The following is a 16,144-nucleotide window of genomic DNA, read 5'->3' as shown; positions in this document are numbered from 1 at the left end:
ACTTTCCGCCTCGCGCTCTAGGTTTGCGCCGCCCCTTCCCTGCCCGTGAGACGCCATGGCCGGCCACGCACCCTTCGTCATTCTGCTCGCACTGCTGACCGCGGCGCTCGCCCTTTCTCTCGTCGCGAGGCGGCTGAACATGCCGCCGGCCGCCGCCTATGTCATCGGCGGCATGGCGCTCTCCTTCGCGCCGGCGCGGCTGCCTTTCGAAATCGACCCCGATTTCATCCTGGTGCTGTTTCTGCCGCCGCTCCTGCAGTCGAGCGCCTATTTCACCGTCTGGCGGGACTTCCGCGCCAATCTCCGTCCGATCCTGATGCTCGCCATCGGCGCGGTGGCCTTCACGACGCTCGTGGTCGGCCTTGTGGTCCACGCCTTGCTGCCATCCCTGCCGCTCGCGGCGGGCTTTTGCCTCGGCGCCATCGTCTCTCCGCCTGACGCCGTGGCGGCCAAGGCGGTGCTGGCGCGGCTTCCCGTTCCCGCGCGGCTCGTGACGATTCTCGAAGGCGAGAGCCTCGTCAACGACGCCTCGGGCCTGATGCTCTACCGCATGGCCGCGGCGGCCGCGCTGACCGGCGTCTTCGACTGGGGCGACGCCGCGCTCCTCTTCGCCCGGCTGTCTCTCGGCGGGGTCGCGGTGGGCCTCGTCGCCGGCTATCTGGTGAACCTCATTTTCAAGCGGCTGCGCGATACGCAGCTCGTCATCCTCGCGAGCTTCCTCATCGCCTGGATCACTTATGTCGCCGCCGAGGCGCTGCATGTCTCCGGCGTGCTCGCCGTCGTCGCCTGCGGCTTGATTATGGGATGGGCGCAGCACGCCATCCTCGATGCGCAGAGCCGTCTGGAGGCGCAGGCGGTCTGGCGCTCGGCCGTCTTCGTGATGGAGGCGCTGGTCTTCATCCTCATCGGCCTCGCGCTGCGCAAGGTCGTCGACGAACTCGGCGGCTTCGGCCCGGCGCTGACCTCCTCGCTGCCGCAGGCGCTCATCGTGACGGGCGCGGTCATCGCCGCGCGCTTCATCTGGGTCTTCCCGGCGAGCTATCTGCCGCGCCTGCTCATTCCCGCGATCCGGGCGCGGGACCCATATCCGCGCGCCGCTATCCCCGTTATCATCGGATGGGCGGGGATGCGCGGCGTCGTGAGCCTCGCCGCCGCTCTTGCCCTGCCGGTTGACTTTCCGGGCCGGAGCTTCATCGTGCTGGCGACCTTCGTCGTCATCGCCGTCACGGTGCTGCTTCAAGGCGGAACGCTCGGGCCGATCGTCAGATGGCTGAAGCCGAGCGCGCCGCCTGTCGGGTCCCGCGCGCATCTCGGCGACCACGAGGCGCGCGAGAAGATCTACGCGGCCGCGCTCGAGCTGATTTCCGCCGAAGTCGACGAGGAAGGCCGGGCGCTGCATCCGAAACTTGCCGAGGAATATCGCCGCCGCGTCTTCGTCTATCGCCGGAATCACGAGGACGAAGCGGCCGTGAGCGAAATGAGGAAGGCGCATTTCGACATGGCGCTCGCCGCCGTCGCGCGCGCGCGGGCGGAGCTGTTGCGCCTCCACCAGCTCGGCAATGTGCACGACACCACGCTTCACGCGGTGGAAGCCGAGCTCGATCTGGAGGAAGCGCGGCTGCGGCGGCTCGCCGGCGAACATCCGAACGGGCATTAGATCGCGCCCTTTAGGCAGGATCGCGCAAACGCCGATGATCGTTGCGAAAGGACCGGCGTCGGCTTTTTCGAAGCGCGCTCTTGCGCGCTGTAACACTCCCGTCGTCTTGCCGTTGAAAATAAATTTGGCGAGAAGGATGGAAAGCATGCGCCGAGAACAGCCTGACCCCGCGCAACGGGAGCTTGCCGCGCTTCGAGACGACGTTGCGGCGCTGCGCGAAGCGGTCGCGCGCGAGGGCGACGGGCGTCTGGCCGACTGGGGCGCGGCGGCGGAAGCCGGCGACGGCGCGCGCAATCTCGCGCATTATCTCGCAATGCGCAGCCGCGATCTGCGGGCGCTGCAAATGCGCCTCGCCGCCTTCGGCCTCTCCTCGCTCGGGCGCAGCGAAGCCGATGTCCTCATCTCGCTCGACGCGCTGCTCGCCACTCTGCGCCGGCTCTGCGGCGAAAAGGCGGACTACCCCGCGCGCGCCCGCGACGACGGGCTGCAGCGCGCCTGCGACGCGGTTTTCGGCGCGAGCCCGACCCGCCGCGCCCGCATCATGGCGACGCTGCCCTCCGAGGCGGCCGACGATCCGAGCCTCGTCTCCGCCCTCATCGCCGCCGGCGTGGATTGCGCGCGCATCAATTGCGCCCATGACGACGCCCCCGCCTGGCGGCGCATGGCTGTCAACGTGCGCGCCGCCGCCGAACGGCTTGAGCGCACGTGCAAGGTGCTGATGGACGTCGCCGGTCCGAAGCTGCGGCTTGAAGAGATCCGCGCTCCGGAAAAATGCCGGCTTTCGACCGGCGACCGCCTTCTCCTGACCGCGCGCCTCGACGGGAAGGGCAAGGGCGTCGCGGCTACGCTGAATTTTCCGCAAGTCGTGGCGCAGTTGCGGCCGGGAGCCGAAGTCTCGTTCGACGACGGCAAGGCGACCGGCCGCGTCCTTTCCCGCGACGATGCGGGCGCGGAGGTCGAGATCGTCGCCGCGCGAGCGAAAGGGCTGCGCCTCAAGCCCGGCAAGGGCGTCAATTTCCCGACCGCCGAGCTCGATCTCTCGCCCCTCACCGAGAAGGACATGGCCGATCTCGACACGGTGGCGGAACTGGCGGATCTTGTCGGCTTCTCCTTCGTCCAGCGGGTCGAAGACATTGCGCTTCTGGAGGCGGCGCTCGCGGCGCGGCGCCGCGAGAAGCCTCTTCAGGCGCTCGTCTTGAAGATCGAGACGCCGCTCGCGCTTCGTAACCTGCCGCGCCTGATCGTGCGAGCGGCGGCGCGCCATCCGACGGCGGTGATGATCGCGCGGGGAGACCTCGCGGTGGAAGTCGGCTTCGCGCGACTTTCCGAAATGCAGGAAGAAATGCTCTGGCTCTGCGAAGCCGCTCATGTTCCCGTGATCTGGGCGACGCAGGTGCTGGACCAGCTCGTGCACGAGGGCGTCGCCAGCCGCGCCGAGGCGACCGACGCCGCCATGGCCCAGCGCGCCGACTGCGTCATGCTGAACAAGGGCGCCTATCTCCCGCAGGGGGTGCGCTTCCTGCGCGACGTGCTGGCGCGGATGGACCGCCACCAGTGGAAAAAATTCTCCCGCCTCGCCCGGCTCGACGCCTGGGCCTGATCCGCCGGGTTGCGAAGCCGCCCGCGCGGCATTATGGAGAGCGGGCCGCTTTGGGGCGTCGCCAAGTGGTAAGGCAGCGGATTTTGATTCCGCCATACGGAGGTTCGAATCCTCCCGCCCCAGCCACCTGGCGCTAGACAGGCTAAGCTAAAGAAAAACAGCATATTATCTAGTCGGTGAGCGGGCTTGGCGCCAAATGGCGCGCGGTTCGCCTAGGACGAGGACGGATTTACGTCTGCCGCGCGTCCCGCCCGGTATGGCTCGCCGTGAAAAACATTGCCGGCCCAGCATCGTGCTTGGGGTTGTCAACCCCCATCTGTATGTCATCGAACCCGAGAAAATCCAAAACAAAGAGGATATCGTCGCGCTCCATCCAATAAGAGAAATTATCCTCGCCTCCGGCAAACAAAACCTGCCCGGCTTCGAGATAACTGCGGTAGTGCAGCCTAATGCGCCGGCCTGCGAACACAACCTCCTTGTCTTTTGATGGATCGAAGAATCGAGCGTTTGCTCCAGAAATATTTGCTTCATCATAGTATTGCGTCCAGATAAACGCTTTATCGGAAACGCGCCTGATCCCTGTCAACAGTTCGATCGGCGCAGTCATATGGTACAGAACGCCGCTCGCCCAACAGATATCAAACCTAGACGTTGTCTCATGCATATATTTTATAAAATCACCGTGCAAGAAAGTTGCCGATAAATTGAATATATTCTTTATTACAAGACACTTTAGAAAATTGATTTTATTCGCTTCGATAGAAGCGATGCTGGCGGCGCCGGCCATTTGAAACTGATATGTGTTGAAGGCCTCGAAGGGGCCGAGCTCCAGGATCGAGCGCCCGGCAAGTCCGCCAAAAATCGAAGCGCCCCAAGAAACCCGGCCGTCCTCGAAGACACCGGGAGTCGGCCCCGCTTTGAGCCCTGTCTGCGCCGGAAAGTCCGAAAACCACGACCCGGCAAACAGATCCAGAGCGTTTTGGTGAGAAGGCGTGCGTTTCTCATAGCCGAGAAACGAGGCGAGGTCGGTCATTCTGGCTCCATTCGATTACTGGACCGCGTTTTAGGCGGAATCGCCCAAATGCAGGCAACGCGATCGGTTCTAGAAATTTTGGACGCGCTTCAGGCGAAAAACCGGTTCTCGCTTTTTCGTCCGAAGCGCGCTCCGGCCCTGGATCCTGAAATGCTTCCGAGGAAGCCGGCCACAATGGAATTCACGCGACAATATCTTCCGGATTGCTTCCCAGATCGGCTTTATGATCCGCCAGCAATAGCGCGATCGGCCAGTGTGAACCAGACCCTGTTGAAAAATTCAGCCCCTACCGCGTCGCCCCCGGCTTCCACAGCACGTCGCCCTTCTCGCGATTGACGTAGCGCGACGCCACGAAGAGGAAGTCGGACAGGCGGTTCACATAAGCCAGCGCGGCGGGCGACAGCTCCTCGCCTTCCGTCTGCATCAGCGTCACCATCACGCGCTCGGCGCGGCGGCAGATGGCGCGGGCCAAATGGAGATGCGCGGCGGCCGCCGCGCCGCCCGGCAGCACGAAAGAGCGCAAGGGCGCGAGGGCGGCGTTGAGGCCGTCGATTTCCTTTTCCAGCCGCTCCACCTGCGACGGGACGATGACGAGCCGCATCGCCGGATCGAGGGGCTTCGACGGATCGGGCGGCGTCGCGAGCTCGGCGCCGAGATCGAAGAGATCGTTCTGGATGCGCTCCAGCATCGCGTCGAGCGCGGAGTCTTGCGGCTGGATCGCAAGACGCGCTACGCCGATCGCGGCGTTGGTCTCGTCAATCGCGCCATAGGCCTCGACGCGAATATCGTCCTTCCGGCGGCGCGCGCCGGTCGCGAGCGAGGTTGCCCCCTTATCGCCCCCCCGCGTGTAAATTCTGTCGAGCTTGACCACTTGCCTAACGTCCCCGGAAGTAGAGCACCGTCAGCGCAATGACGAGCGCCAGAAATTGCAGGCCGACGCGCCACCGCATCAGGGTCTGCGAGCGCTGGGGCGACCCGACCCCGCCGCGGATCATATTGAAGAAGCCCGCGAGCACGACGGCGAAGACCGCCGCCGCAGCGATGAAAACCAGAAGATTGGACAAGGTTCGCTCCCCGCCGTTTCAGTTGAGCAAGTAGAGAAAGGCCCGCGCGGGAGCAAGCCGTTTATCGGGTCAGCAGCCTTTGCAGATAATCGAGCTCCTCGCTTGGGCGCTCGGGTTGGCCGAGGCGGCGGCGAAGCTCCTCCTGCACGCGATGGGCGCGCTGGGCCGGCGGCAGGCCAAGCGGATCGTATTTTTCGTGGGACGCGCGCTGGCCGCCCTGCGAGCGGCCGAGCGGATCGCGGCCCTGGCCGAAACGGCCGCGCCCGCGGCCTCGGCCCTGCCCCTGGCCGTCTTCGCCCTCCTCTCCTTCCTGCCCTTCCCGCCCACGCATCTGCTCGGCGAGCTTGTCGGCGCCCTTGCGCAGCGCCTCGACGGCGCGTCCCTGCGCGTCGACGGCCTTGCCGCGGCCTTCGCCGCCGGGCTTCAGCGCATCCTCCGCCTCCTTCATCGCCCTGCGGGCGTCGTCGAGCTCTTCGCCGGCCTCGCCGGCGTCGCCCTTCAGCGCGTCCTGCTGGCGTTCGAGCTTCTCGCGCAATCCCTGCTGGCGCTGCCGCTCCGCGCCGGCGTCGTCGTTCGACGAAGGCTGGCCCTTCCGGGCGCCGCGCGGCGGCGGACGGCCGTCGTCGGTCGGGTTTTTCATTCCCTGAAAGGTGTCGTCGCGCAGCTGCTGCTCCTCGCGGGAGAGCTGGTCGAGATCGCTCAGCGCCTTCTGCATCTCGCGGCGGCGCTGCCGCCGGGCGGCGCTCTGGGCGCCGCTCTCGTCGCCCGTCTGGGCGTTCTCCATAATGTCCTGCAACTCGTCGAGAAGCCTCTGCGCCTGCGCCGTGTCCCCCGACTTCATCGCCTTTTCGATGTCGTCGAGCATGCCCTGCAGATCCTCCGCCGTCACGCTCTCGGGATCGTGCGCGGCCTCGCGCGGCGGCTCGCCGGGCTTTGGCGGACGGGCGCCGAGCTGTTCGAGGAATGTGTCGAGCGCGGCGCGCAGCTCTTGCGTTCGCCTGGCGATCTCTTCATCCGAGGCGCCGCGCTGCATGGCCTCGCGCAGCGCCTGCTCGGCCGCGCGAAGGTCGCGTTCGGCTTCGGACGTGTTTCCGTCCTCAACGCTCAGCGCCATGGCCCAGAGCATGTCGGCGACGCCGCGCAACTCGTCGTCGCCGGGATGTCCCTCGAGACTGCGGCGCGCCGCGCGCAGGCCGAGATGAACGGCGGACGGCGTCTCGAAGATTTCCGGCGCAAGCGACAAAGCCTCCAGCGCCGCGCGGACATTGGCGCGGGCGTCGGGATCAAGCGCGAGGACGCGCCGCTGCTCGACGAGCGCCCTGGCGAGCGGCTTCACGAAGCGACGCTGGGGCAGCGTCACCTCGACCGGATCGGAGGCGCCCTCATTGCCGGCGGCGTCCCTGGCGACGAGGCGCATCGTCACTTTTGCGCCGGCATAGGGGCTGTCGGCCAGATCGAGCGTGGCCCGGCCCTCGCCGAGCCCGGCGGCGCCGGCGGGGAGGTCGAGCGGCAGACGCGGCGGTTCGTAAAGGGCGCGGCGCGCGCCGGATTCGCTGAACACGGCTTCCGCGCCCATCACGCCGTAATCGTCCTCGGCGCGATAGGAGAGCGTCATGGAGCCGCGCGCGTTGTTGCGCGGCCGGCCGGACAGCGCGATCGCGGGCGCGCGGTCGGGAATGGCGGCGACATCGAAGCTGCGGCCGTCCGGCAGATAGACGCGCCCGGCGCCGGCGAGCGTGAAGCCGCGCTCCTTCTTGTCCGCGCTTTCCACGGGCGCCAGCGCGCCATCGACGGAGACGGCCGCGTCGGCGGGCCGCAGGCGCAGGGTCGAGTTCACCGGCGCCTCCAAGGCGCCGCTCGCCTGCCCAAGCACGATGGGCGGGCGGCCGGTATAGGCCGGGGGATCGAACCAGGCGTCGATGCGCTGCGCGGGCGGGAGGAGATGAACCGCGCGCCAGTCGAAGGCTGCAGCGAGGCGCGCGCGTTTCTCGTCGCCCGCCACAAAAGCGGCGGCGACGGCGGCGACGAGCGCGAAGGCGCGGAGGGCGTAAGGGTCGCGCTCGGGCAGGCGCGGGCGCGGGGCCGCGACCGGCGTCTTCGCCAGCGCCTCTTCCAGCCGCTTGCGATGCAGCGCCCAGAGCGCGGCGGTCGCAGGATCGGCGGCTTCCGACTCGGCGAGCGTGTCGTCGAGCGAGGCGGCGGGTTTCAGCGGGCCCTGGGCGGCCGCGTCGAGACGGGCCGCGGCGGCGCGGCGGCGCGGCAGGCCGCGCGCGATCTCGCGGGCGACGAGAAAGAGCGCCGCGAAGCCGAAGAGCGCGACGCCGCCCATGCGCGCATCGGACGGAAGAGCGCGCCACAGATCGATCCAGGAGAGCGCGATGAAAAAGAGCGCAAGCGTCGCGAGGCCGGCGCCGAGGCGCAGCAGGCGCTCGGCCAGAATCGCGACGGCCGAACGGCGCAGCGCATGTTCGAGCGCGGCCTCGCCCGCGTCCCGGGTTTCCGGCCGGGGCTCCTGCATTTCGGGGATGTCGTTCATTCGCTCTCCGGCGAGAGGCATATGCGCCTAGATGGCGGCTCGACAGCGACTATACAATCTCGCAGAGGCCGGCGCTAAGCAAGGGACCAGAAATTCGCCTTTTGCGGGGCGGCGCGGTTAACATGCGCCATGCCCCGCGCCAAAACGCAAGATCGAGCCGACATCGTCTCGCCGCCCTCGACCGACCTCGCCGCGCTGCCCGCGCCGGTGCGGGCGATCCGCGACAAGATCCTTGCTGCGCTCGACAGGAACGACGTCGAAGCGCTGCGCGTTCCGATCGACTGGAACGAGGTTCGCCCGCTCTTCGCCAAAAGCGGCGTCTTCCGGGCGGGAACCGACCCGATCGAAATTTTGAAAGCGCTGTCCTTCGACGGCAAGGGCCGCGAGACGGTGGAGGTCATGCGCGCCGTGCTGTCGCAGCCCTATGTCAAGATAACGCGCGGCCCCGTGACGCTTTATGAATGGCCGGCCTTCGCGCGCAGCGGGAACCCGCCCGCCGGCGAAGAAGAGGCGGCGGCGCGCTGGCGATGCGTGCGCTTCGCCGATCTGACGCGCGCGAACGCCGAAAGGAAGCCGCGTCCGACGCGGCTCGGCGTCGCGTCGGACGGCGTGTGGCACTATTTCTGGAGCGAGGATTAAATCTCGCGCTGCTGCTCATGCGGCTTGGCGTGTTTGCGGCCTTCCTCCTCGGCGCGCTTCAATTCTTCGGCCTCCTTCGTCTCCAGAGCGCGTTCGGCGTCCTTGGCGGCCGGCTCCACCTTGCCGCTTTCGACGAATTTGCGCTGCGCCTCGTTATAGTGCTTCGCCGCCGTGCGATTGCCTTCGCCTTCGTTGCGGGGCGTCGTCTCGTTCGCGTTGCCCATGTGCGTCTCCTCGTTTCGAACCAATGAGCTAGCGTCTTCGCCGGAAGCGGAAATCCTTGTTCGTCGCGAAATTTCGCCAAAGATCCCAACTCATTGTCCGCGCAGGCGCATAAGCATTTCGGCCTCAGGCGGGCGGCCGTCTGCCTGCCGAAGAAAAACCGGAACAACGAAAACGGCTTCGCGTTGCAGGGGTGGCTTGGGGCTGCGGCGGACAACGACCCAGGAGATTCGGCGATGAAAAATGTTCGAAAGGCCATGATGGCCGCCCTCGCGGCGACAGTTGTCGCGAGCTCGCTTTCGGTGGCGACGCCAGCGGAGGCGTGGGGACGCTTTGGCTGGGGCGGCGGCGGTTTCGGCCGCGGCGTCGGCTGGGGCGGCGGATGGGGACGCGGCGTCGGTTGGGGACGCGGCGTCGGCTGGGGCGGCGGATGGGGTCGTGGCGTCGGCTGGGGCGGCGGATGGGGCCGTTACGGCTGGGGCGGCGGATGGGGACGCGGCTGGGGCGGCGGAGTCGGCGCCGGCCTGCTCGGCGGCCTGGCGCTTGGAACCCTTGCGGGCGCGGGGGGGTGGGGTTATCCCTATGGCGGCTACGGCTATTACGGCGCGGCCTACCCCTATTACGGCTATGGCGGCGGCTGCAGCTGCTGGTGACGCCGTCTCGTCCGGTTTATGATCCGACGGGCTTCAACGACATCTGCAACCGCGCTCCTTGCCCGCGCGGTTGCAGCGGGGGCGGATAATGAATCTTTCACGGCGGAAGAACGGGCGGTTTCGTTTCGCGCTGCTCGTGGCGCCGCTATCCGCGCCCGCGGGCGCGCTGGCCGGCTCCGTCGCTTCCCCCAATTGGATGGTCCCCAACAAGGACGTGGCGCTGCATTGCGCCCCGCTCCCCTACGAGATCCACTGCTCGATCTCGCGAATGGCCAATCCGCAATACAGCTCCTTCTGCTTCTATGTGGACGGAAGCGGCTACTCCCACCCGATGAAGCGCGATTATCGCTTCGGTTTCTACAACGACGTCGTCGCCATCAAGGTGAATGACGGTCTGCGCATCACCGGACAGTTGACGGAAGCGCGCACGGGAAGAAAGGCGATCTGCTCCGAGTAGCTCTCGCCGTCATAACGCCGACTGAAAACGCATCGGCCGCCCGGTCGAGGACGTGACGAGTTCACCCTCCCACATCACTTTTGTCCCGCGCACGAAGGTTCCCACCGGCCAACCGACGACCTCGGTTCCGTGGAACGGCGTCCATCCGACGCGCGAGGCGACCCATTCGTTGCGAATGGTCTCGCGACGCCTCAGATCGACCACGGTGAAGTCGGCGTCGTAGCCCTTGGCGATGCGGCCCTTGCCCGCGAGGCCAAAAACGCGGTTCGGCCCCGCGCTCGTCAGATCGACGAAGCGCGCGAGCGTGAGCCTGCCCTTGTTCACCGAGTCGAGCAGCAAGGGCACGAGCGTCTGCACGCCGGTCATGCCCGACGGGCTTTTCGGATAAGGCTGCGCCTTTTCCTCGAGCGTGTGCGGCGCGTGGTCCGAGCCGATGACGTCCACGACGCCCTGCCGCAGCCCCTCCCACAGCGCGTCGCGATGGCGCGCTTCGCGCACGGGCGGATTCATCTGCGCCAGCGCGCCGATGCGCCGATAGGCCTCGGCGTCGAGCGTAAGATGGTTGGGCGTGACCTCGACCGTCGCAATGTCCTTGTGCTGCGCGAGCAGATCGATCTCTTCAGCGGTCGTGACGTGCAGCACATGGATGAGCGCGCGCTTTTCGCGCGCGATTCGCAACAGACGCCGGGTCGAGCGCAGCGCGGTCTCGACGTCGCGCCACACGGGATGCGAGCTGGGATCGCCGTCGACGCGCAGGGGCTTGCGCTCTTCCAGGCGATATTCGTCCTCGCTGTGGAAAGCGGCGCGGCGGCGCGTATGGGAAAGCACCTCCGCAACGCCTTCGTCGTCCGCGACGAGCAGCGAGCCGGTGGAGGAGCCCATAAAGACCTTGATCCCCGCCGCGCCCGGCAGGCGCTCCAGTTCGGCGAGGTCTTTGGCGTTCTCATGCGTGCCGCCGACCCAGAAGGCGAAGTCGCAATGCATGCGCCCCGTCCCGCGCGCGACCTTTTCGGCGAGCGCCGCCTCGCTGGTGGTGAGCGGGCTGGTGTTGGGCATCTCGAAAACCGCCGTGACGCCGCCCATGACGGCGCTGCGGGAGCCGGATTCGAGATCCTCCTTGTGCGAAAGGCCAGGTTCGCGAAAATGCACCTGCGAATCGACGACGCCGGGGAGAATGTGCAGCCCGCGGCAGTCGACCGTCTCGCCGGCCGAGGCGTGGGAGAGATCGCCGATCTCGGCGATCCTGCCGTCGCGGACGCCGACGTCGCGCAACCCCTCGCCGTCCTGGTTGACGAGCGCGCCTCCGGAGAGGATGACGTCGAAAGTCTGCGGCATGAATGGCGCCTCGCTTGCAGTGACAACGCCCTAGATAAGCACAAGTCGCTGATGCGCCAAGGCGCGCGCTTCAACCCATGGAAAGAACCAATGACCACGGCGATCCTGCTCAGGGACCGCGGCGTAATCGAGGTTTCCGGCGACGACGCCGCCAAGTTCCTGCATAATCTGGTGACGAACGACATTGCGTCGCTGAAAGCGGGCGAAGCGCGCTTCGCGGCCCTTCTCACGCCGCAGGGGAAAATCCTGTTCGATTTTGTCGTATTCTCGCTCGGCGAGGGACGTTTCCTACTCGATTGTCCGCTTTCGCTCGCCCCCGAGCTCGAGAAGCGCCTCAACACATACAAGCTGCGCTCGAAGATCGCGGTCGCGAATCGGAGCGACGCGCTGGAGACGATCGTCTTCCCCGACGCGACGGCGCGGCCCGAGATCGAGGCGGCAGCGCTCGCGCCCGATCCGCGCGCCGAGGCGCTGGGCTGGCGGGCGCTTGCCGAAAAGGGAAAAATCGCCGCGACCGGCCCGCTCGAAGACTACGAGACGCGCCGCATCCGCGCCGGCGTGCCGCAGGGCGGCGTCGATTTCGCCTATAGCGACGCTTTCCCGCATGAGGCGGACATGGACGTCTTCGCGGGGCTCGACTTCAAGAAGGGATGCTATGTCGGGCAGGAAGTCGTCTCGCGCATGAAGCACCGCAATCTCGTGCGCAAGCGCGTGACGCCCTATCGCGCGGCGGGCGGCGCGCCGGCGCCGGGCCAGTCGATCCGCGCGGGCGAGATCGAGATCGGCGTCACGGGCTCGGCCGTCGGCGACGAAGGGCTTGCGCTCATCCGGCTCGACCGTCTCGCCGACGCAAGGGAAAAGGGCGACGCGCCGATCGCCGGCGGCGTCGCTTTGGAGTTCGTCGAGAAAGGCTGACGCAACAAGGAGGCCGCCCTTCGACGCGTCGAAAGGCGGCCCGAGCTCGACGGACGGGAATTCGGGATACGCCTCTGGCGCGGCGCACCCTTTCCCGGTCACTCGGCGAGAAGGGCGACGCCCTCCTTGCCAATCAGACGATGGATGTTCAGCAGGAGCTGCAGCACCACGCCGAAGACGCCGAGCGCCATCCAGCCGAAGAACACGAAGCCCCAATGCAGCGGCGCGACGAAGAGCTCCTCCATGAACCAGAAGGTATGGCCCCATTCGTTGAGGCCGACATTCGGGATGATCATGAAGGGGCCGATCGAGACGATGAGGTAGGCGAGCGAATAGCCCTTCGAGAAGTAGGGAATGCGCGTCTTGGCGTGGAAGAAGCAGCCGATCGCCAGCACCGAGTAGATCGGATAGCTCATGTAGAATTCGATGATGTGCGAGGGCGTGAAGTCCGTGTCGCGGATCACCGTCATGTGCCAGGTGCCGTCCTGCTCGGTGAAGAAGGACGCGCCCCAATAGATCGCCGCCGAATAGACGACGAGCCATTTCACATTATCGGCGATGGCGCGCATTTCCTGGCGCGGCGTGACCGTCGACATGTCGCGCACGCGCGTCTTCCACAGATAGCCCGCAAGCGCGAGGCCTGAAACCAGCTCCAGCGGGATTTCCGACCAGAGGATCGACATCCAGTAGGTCTGGAATTCGGGCGCGAAGGAGTCGAGGCCGGCGCGCCAGCCATAGATCTGCTCATAGACGCGCACGAGCAGATAGAAGCTGTTGAGCAGCGCCAGCCCGATCCACATGCCCCTGAGATCGACGATCGGCTTCTCGGCGGCGACGGCGCCCGAAGCTGTTTGGGTTGATAGGCTCATTGTCTTTCTCCGTTTCCGCCGGAATGCGCTCGGGCGCTTCCGGCAAAACAGGAGGATACGGACCCGTTCGGCCTTGCCAGCATGGCGGATTTGCCATTACTCTTGCAAAGTCTGACAGCGAATTTGCCAATAGTAAGGCAATTTCCGCCATGGAGCTGGCGATGGACATTGCGATTTTGGGTTATGCCGACTGTCTCGGGCAGGGCTTTCTCGGCGCGGCGGATCTCTTGCTGATGAGCCGGCGCATGCTCGAATCGAAGGGCCGCCCCGAGCCTTATCGCGTCGTCACCGTCACCCATGACGGCAAGCCGTTTCGCGACGGTTTCGGGCGCATGCATGCGGTGGACGCCTCCTTCGCCATGCTCGACGCCTGCGCCGCGGTCATCGTCCCCCCTTTCCTGTGCAACTGCGACGATCTGTTGCCGCCGGCGGGCGACCTCAACGCCGCGGCCGGCTGGCTGCGGCGCCAGCACGCGCTCGGCGCCATCGTCACGGGAGCCTGCAACGGCGTCTTTCTGCTCGGCGAGGCCGGGCTGCTGGACGGCCGCCGCTGCACGACGACATGGTGGCGCCATGACGCATTGCGCGCCCGCTATCCGCGCGCCGACGTCGCCTGGGGCGCCTCGCTCATGGCGGACCGCCGCGTCGTGACGGCCGGCGGGCCTCTATCCTGGATCGATCTGTCGCTGCATGTGATCCGCGAGCTTTGCGGCGCCGAGGCCGCGAAAAAGGCCGCCGATTTCACGGTGGTCGACACGGTTCCCTCGACGCAGACGATCTATATCCCGCCGGGCCATCTCACCGCCTCCAATCCCTTCGTGCTGGAAGCGGAGCGCGTGGTGCGGCAGGCGGGAGACGCGCCGCTGACCTCGACGCAGCTCGCGCGCGCGATGAACGTCTCCGAGCGCACGCTGCATCGGCGTCTGAAAGAGGCGACGGGGGAAACGCCGAAACATTTCCTCGACCGCGTGCGTTTCGAGGCGGCGCGCATGCTGCTCGAAACCACGCAGAGCTCCGTCAAGCAGCTCGCCACCGCGTCGGGCTATGCGGACGAGACGAGCTTCCGCCGCGCCTTCCGGCGCTACGCCGGCATGACGCCCGGCGCCTATCGCAGCTGGTCGCTCGCAAGACGCGGCGCGAAGGCGTGAGCTTTTTCTTCGCTCAACCGCTTAGAGCGCGGCAAAAAACTGGGCTGATCGCACGCGCCCCCTCCCCGCTTGCGGAGCTCAGGGAGTCACGCATCTCCGGAGGCCGTCATGGCCGGGCTCGTCCCGGCCATGACGGCGTTGGTGACTTTCGAGATGTGTGCGTCCGGTAGGCTTGCGGGGAGAGGGTGAAGAACGCCCCTCATTCGCACCTACATCGCCAGCGTCATGCGCTCGGGCGCGGCGGCGCGGGGCGGCCGCGTTGACGGCGCGCGTCCCTTGAAGACGAATTTCTCGCGCGCCAGATGATAGGCGGGATCGGGCCCGAAGAAATTCACCTTCATCCGCGCGAGCTCCTCCGCGCGATAGGCCGCGAGCGGCTTCGCCCGCTCGTCGCGCACGCGCCTGTCGTGCTTCTCTCGCAGAAGATTCCAGAAATCGGCGCGCTGCGCGATCGCCGCCGCCTGCGCCGCGACCTGGCGCTCGAAGGCGTCCGCATCGCCCGCGAAGACCTCATCGACGAAGCCGATCGCCTTCGCTTCAGTCATTCCCATCGGTCGGCAGGCTTCCGTCAATTCGCGGGCGCGTTCGGCGCCGACGCGCCGGGGCAGCGCATAGGTCCAATATTCGGAGCCATAGAGTCCGCCCATGCTCTTATAATGCGGATTGAGCACGACGCCGTCGCGCGCGAAGACGCGATCGGCGGCGAGCGCGAGAATCGCGCCTCCCGCGCCGGCGTTGCCGCGCATGCTCGCGACGACGACATGCGACATGGTGTTGAGGATTTCATGGACGACGTCGTCGATGGCGTTGATGTTGCGCCATGACTCCAGCGCCGGATCGTCGGCGGCCTCGATCACGTTCAAATGAATGCCGTTGGAGAAAAAATCCCTGCCCCCATGCAGCGCGATCACCCGCGTCGGACGGCTGCGCGCGAAGAGGAAGGCGTCGCGCAGGCGATAGCATTGCTCCGTGCTCATCGCGCCATTGTAGAACTCGAAATAGACATGCCCGACGCCGTCGCGCTCGACATAGCGGATTTCGCGATAGGTCCGGTAATCCAGCTCGGCGACGACGGGCAGCACGATCTCCGGGACGCCGCGCAGAAGCGGACCGAGAAGCTGCGCCGCGGGGAGCTTGATTCCGGCGGTGGGACAAAAGGCGGCGTCGCAATGCGCGCAACCCGTTTCCGATCTCGCGAGATCGCAATTGTCGGGATGCGCCTCGTTTCTGAGCTTGAGATGCGTGATCCAGACCGCGCCGTCGATCGTGGCGCGGCAGATGGCGCCGTCGCGCCGCGCGACGATCGCGCCCGGCGCGCCCTTCAGCCGGTCCTCGTGATGCGCGCCGTAGAGAAAGACGGGCAGGCCGAAAAGCGTATCGAGCACGCCCGGCGCGCTGTCCGCCGCGCGAATCTTGCGCACGACGTCGTCCGTGCGATCCCGCATCCAGTCGATGGCGCGATCCTTCTGCCTCATGGCCGGCCGCAGGCGGCCGCGCATTTCGGGCCGCGAATAGTCGAGCGGGCTCGGGCGGAAGCGCCGGGACTCGAATTTCTCGACCGCCTCCAGCACGCCCTTGACCGCGGCGTCGGTGACTTCATTCCGATAGAGGCTTCCCTTGGCGTCGGCCACGCGCGGCAAAGGAAATTCATGGCTCGCCCAGATGGGCCCCGCATCCATCTCGGCGGCGGCCTGCAGCACGGTCACGCCCCAGCGCTTCTCGCCGCCTGTGATCGCCCAGTCGAGGGAGGACGGCCCGCGATCGCCCATAATTCCCGGATGAACGATGAGGCAAACGCGCTTCGACCAGATTTCTTCGGGCACGGGCGCCTTGAGCATGGGCGCGATGATGAGATCGGGATTTTCTCCGGCGACGGCGTCGCGCATCGCGGCTTCGCCGTCGGCGATCGTCACCGAAATTCGATGCCCCCGCCCCGAAAGTTCGATCAGCAGACGCTGGCTCAGGCTGTTATGCGCCGTCGTGAGAAAAAGAATGTTCATGGCTCCCCTCCCAATG

At 66.7% G+C, this 16,144-nt stretch carries 15 protein-coding genes and 1 tRNA gene; 8 read left to right on the top strand and 8 right to left on the bottom strand.

The window, feature by feature from the left end; all coding sequences use genetic code 11:
* Window positions 1-55 precede the first annotated feature (55 nt).
* The 3 genes from ACNHKD_RS04035 to ACNHKD_RS04025 all read left to right on the top strand — a co-directional run bounded on the left by ACNHKD_RS04035 (window position 56) and on the right by ACNHKD_RS04025 (window position 3,383).
* Window positions 56-1,657, top strand: a complete 1,602-nt coding sequence (locus ACNHKD_RS04035; protein ID WP_442755833.1) for a Na+/H+ antiporter — start codon at window positions 56-58, stop codon at window positions 1,655-1,657.
* A gap of 145 nt (window positions 1,658-1,802) precedes the next feature.
* Complete coding sequence (locus ACNHKD_RS04030) at window positions 1,803-3,257, top strand: pyruvate kinase (protein ID WP_442755832.1); 1,455 nt, start codon at window positions 1,803-1,805, stop codon at window positions 3,255-3,257.
* A 51-nt stretch (window positions 3,258-3,308) separates the two neighbouring features.
* Window positions 3,309-3,383, top strand: a tRNA-Gln gene (locus tag ACNHKD_RS04025).
* A gap of 103 nt (window positions 3,384-3,486) precedes the next feature.
* Here the strand turns inward: ACNHKD_RS04025 and ACNHKD_RS04020 are convergent.
* The 4 genes from ACNHKD_RS04020 to ACNHKD_RS04005 all read right to left on the bottom strand — a co-directional run bounded on the left by ACNHKD_RS04020 (window position 3,487) and on the right by ACNHKD_RS04005 (window position 7,890).
* A complete protein-coding gene (locus tag ACNHKD_RS04020; RefSeq protein WP_442755831.1) occupies window positions 3,487-4,290 on the bottom strand; it encodes a hypothetical protein in 804 nt (267 codons plus the stop codon).
* A 286-nt stretch (window positions 4,291-4,576) separates the two neighbouring features.
* Window positions 4,577-5,161, bottom strand: coding sequence for a cob(I)yrinic acid a,c-diamide adenosyltransferase (locus tag ACNHKD_RS04015; protein ID WP_442755830.1), 585 nt, complete (start codon window positions 5,159-5,161; stop codon window positions 4,577-4,579).
* 4 nt (window positions 5,162-5,165) lie between these two features.
* Window positions 5,166-5,354 carry a twin transmembrane helix small protein gene (locus tag ACNHKD_RS04010; RefSeq protein ID WP_442755829.1) on the bottom strand — a complete coding sequence of 63 codons (189 nt, stop codon included), beginning with the start codon at window positions 5,352-5,354 and terminating at the stop codon, window positions 5,166-5,168.
* A gap of 61 nt (window positions 5,355-5,415) precedes the next feature.
* The gene (locus ACNHKD_RS04005) at window positions 5,416-7,890 is read right to left on the bottom strand and encodes a TIGR02302 family protein (RefSeq protein WP_442755828.1); all 2,475 of its coding nucleotides are present in this window, start codon (window positions 7,888-7,890) and stop codon (window positions 5,416-5,418) included.
* 129 nt (window positions 7,891-8,019) lie between these two features.
* Here ACNHKD_RS04005 and ACNHKD_RS04000 point away from each other — a divergent pair, with 129 nt between their 5' ends.
* Window positions 8,020-8,529 carry a hypothetical protein gene (locus ACNHKD_RS04000; RefSeq protein ID WP_442755827.1) on the top strand — a complete coding sequence of 170 codons (510 nt, stop codon included), beginning with the start codon at window positions 8,020-8,022 and terminating at the stop codon, window positions 8,527-8,529.
* On the opposite strand, the gene ACNHKD_RS03995 is transcribed toward ACNHKD_RS04000, so the two are convergent.
* The gene (locus tag ACNHKD_RS03995; protein ID WP_442755826.1) at window positions 8,526-8,753 is read right to left on the bottom strand and encodes a hypothetical protein; all 228 of its coding nucleotides are present in this window, start codon (window positions 8,751-8,753) and stop codon (window positions 8,526-8,528) included. The genes ACNHKD_RS04000 and ACNHKD_RS03995 overlap by 4 nt on opposite strands.
* 234 nt (window positions 8,754-8,987) lie before the next feature.
* Between ACNHKD_RS03995 and ACNHKD_RS03990 the strand changes: the two genes are divergently transcribed.
* Together ACNHKD_RS03990 and ACNHKD_RS03985 are read left to right on the top strand one after the other, a co-directional pair.
* Complete coding sequence (locus ACNHKD_RS03990; RefSeq protein ID WP_442755825.1) at window positions 8,988-9,404, top strand: hypothetical protein; 417 nt, start codon at window positions 8,988-8,990, stop codon at window positions 9,402-9,404.
* 88 nt (window positions 9,405-9,492) lie between these two features.
* Window positions 9,493-9,861 (top strand): hypothetical protein, encoded by a 369-nt coding sequence (locus ACNHKD_RS03985; protein WP_442755824.1) that lies wholly within the window; start codon window positions 9,493-9,495, stop codon window positions 9,859-9,861.
* A gap of 9 nt (window positions 9,862-9,870) precedes the next feature.
* On the opposite strand, the gene ACNHKD_RS03980 is transcribed toward ACNHKD_RS03985, so the two are convergent.
* A complete protein-coding gene (locus ACNHKD_RS03980; RefSeq protein ID WP_442755823.1) occupies window positions 9,871-11,196 on the bottom strand; it encodes a dihydroorotase in 1,326 nt (441 codons plus the stop codon).
* Between the two features lie 90 nt (window positions 11,197-11,286).
* Here ACNHKD_RS03980 and ygfZ point away from each other — a divergent pair, with 90 nt between their 5' ends.
* A complete protein-coding gene (ygfZ, locus tag ACNHKD_RS03975) occupies window positions 11,287-12,111 on the top strand; it encodes a CAF17-like 4Fe-4S cluster assembly/insertion protein YgfZ (RefSeq protein WP_442755822.1) in 825 nt (274 codons plus the stop codon).
* A gap of 98 nt (window positions 12,112-12,209) precedes the next feature.
* Here ygfZ and amoC read toward each other — a convergent pair whose 3' ends face one another.
* Entirely contained in the window at window positions 12,210-12,980 is a 771-nt protein-coding gene (amoC, locus tag ACNHKD_RS03970) for a bacterial ammonia monooxygenase, subunit AmoC (RefSeq protein ID WP_442755821.1), read from the bottom strand.
* Between the two features lie 161 nt (window positions 12,981-13,141).
* Between amoC and ACNHKD_RS03965 the strand changes: the two genes are divergently transcribed.
* Window positions 13,142-14,128: a GlxA family transcriptional regulator gene (locus ACNHKD_RS03965; protein WP_442755820.1), complete on the top strand. Its 987-nt coding sequence runs from the start codon at window positions 13,142-13,144 to the stop codon at window positions 14,126-14,128.
* 209 nt (window positions 14,129-14,337) lie between these two features.
* Here the strand turns inward: ACNHKD_RS03965 and ACNHKD_RS03960 are convergent, their stop codons facing one another.
* Window positions 14,338-16,128, bottom strand: a complete 1,791-nt coding sequence (locus ACNHKD_RS03960) for a hydrogenase maturation protein (RefSeq protein ID WP_442755819.1) — start codon at window positions 16,126-16,128, stop codon at window positions 14,338-14,340.
* Between the last annotated feature and the right edge of the window lie 16 nt (window positions 16,129-16,144).

The sequence above is a fragment of the Methylocystis sp. JAN1 genome (genome assembly GCF_052186135.1).
Lineage (GTDB): Bacteria > Pseudomonadota > Alphaproteobacteria > Rhizobiales > Beijerinckiaceae > Methylocystis.
Note: the sequence above shows the minus strand (reverse complement) of the source record. Positions and strands in the feature narration are given on the sequence as shown.

Excerpts from the sequence above, each read along its gene's own strand:
- ACNHKD_RS04035 (WP_442755833.1), top strand. The coding sequence starts at position 56 with ATGGCCGGCCACGCACCCTTCGTCATTCTGCTCGCACTGCTGACCGCG.
- ACNHKD_RS04030 (WP_442755832.1), top strand. The coding sequence starts at position 1,803 with ATGCGCCGAGAACAGCCTGACCCCGCGCAACGGGAGCTTGCCGCGCTT.
- ACNHKD_RS04020 (WP_442755831.1), bottom strand. The coding sequence starts at position 4,290 with ATGACCGACCTCGCCTCGTTTCTCGGCTATGAGAAACGCACGCCTTCT.
- ACNHKD_RS04005 (WP_442755828.1), bottom strand. The coding sequence starts at position 7,890 with ATGAACGACATCCCCGAAATGCAGGAGCCCCGGCCGGAAACCCGGGAC.
- ACNHKD_RS04000 (WP_442755827.1), top strand. The coding sequence starts at position 8,020 with ATGCCCCGCGCCAAAACGCAAGATCGAGCCGACATCGTCTCGCCGCCC.
- ACNHKD_RS03995 (WP_442755826.1), bottom strand. The coding sequence starts at position 8,753 with ATGGGCAACGCGAACGAGACGACGCCCCGCAACGAAGGCGAAGGCAAT.
- ACNHKD_RS03990 (WP_442755825.1), top strand. The coding sequence starts at position 8,988 with ATGAAAAATGTTCGAAAGGCCATGATGGCCGCCCTCGCGGCGACAGTT.
- ACNHKD_RS03985 (WP_442755824.1), top strand. The coding sequence starts at position 9,493 with ATGAATCTTTCACGGCGGAAGAACGGGCGGTTTCGTTTCGCGCTGCTC.
- ACNHKD_RS03980 (WP_442755823.1), bottom strand. The coding sequence starts at position 11,196 with ATGCCGCAGACTTTCGACGTCATCCTCTCCGGAGGCGCGCTCGTCAAC.
- ygfZ (WP_442755822.1), top strand. The coding sequence starts at position 11,287 with ATGACCACGGCGATCCTGCTCAGGGACCGCGGCGTAATCGAGGTTTCC.
- amoC (WP_442755821.1), bottom strand. The coding sequence starts at position 12,980 with ATGAGCCTATCAACCCAAACAGCTTCGGGCGCCGTCGCCGCCGAGAAG.
- ACNHKD_RS03965 (WP_442755820.1), top strand. The coding sequence starts at position 13,142 with ATGGACATTGCGATTTTGGGTTATGCCGACTGTCTCGGGCAGGGCTTT.
- ACNHKD_RS03960 (WP_442755819.1), bottom strand. The coding sequence starts at position 16,128 with ATGAACATTCTTTTTCTCACGACGGCGCATAACAGCCTGAGCCAGCGT.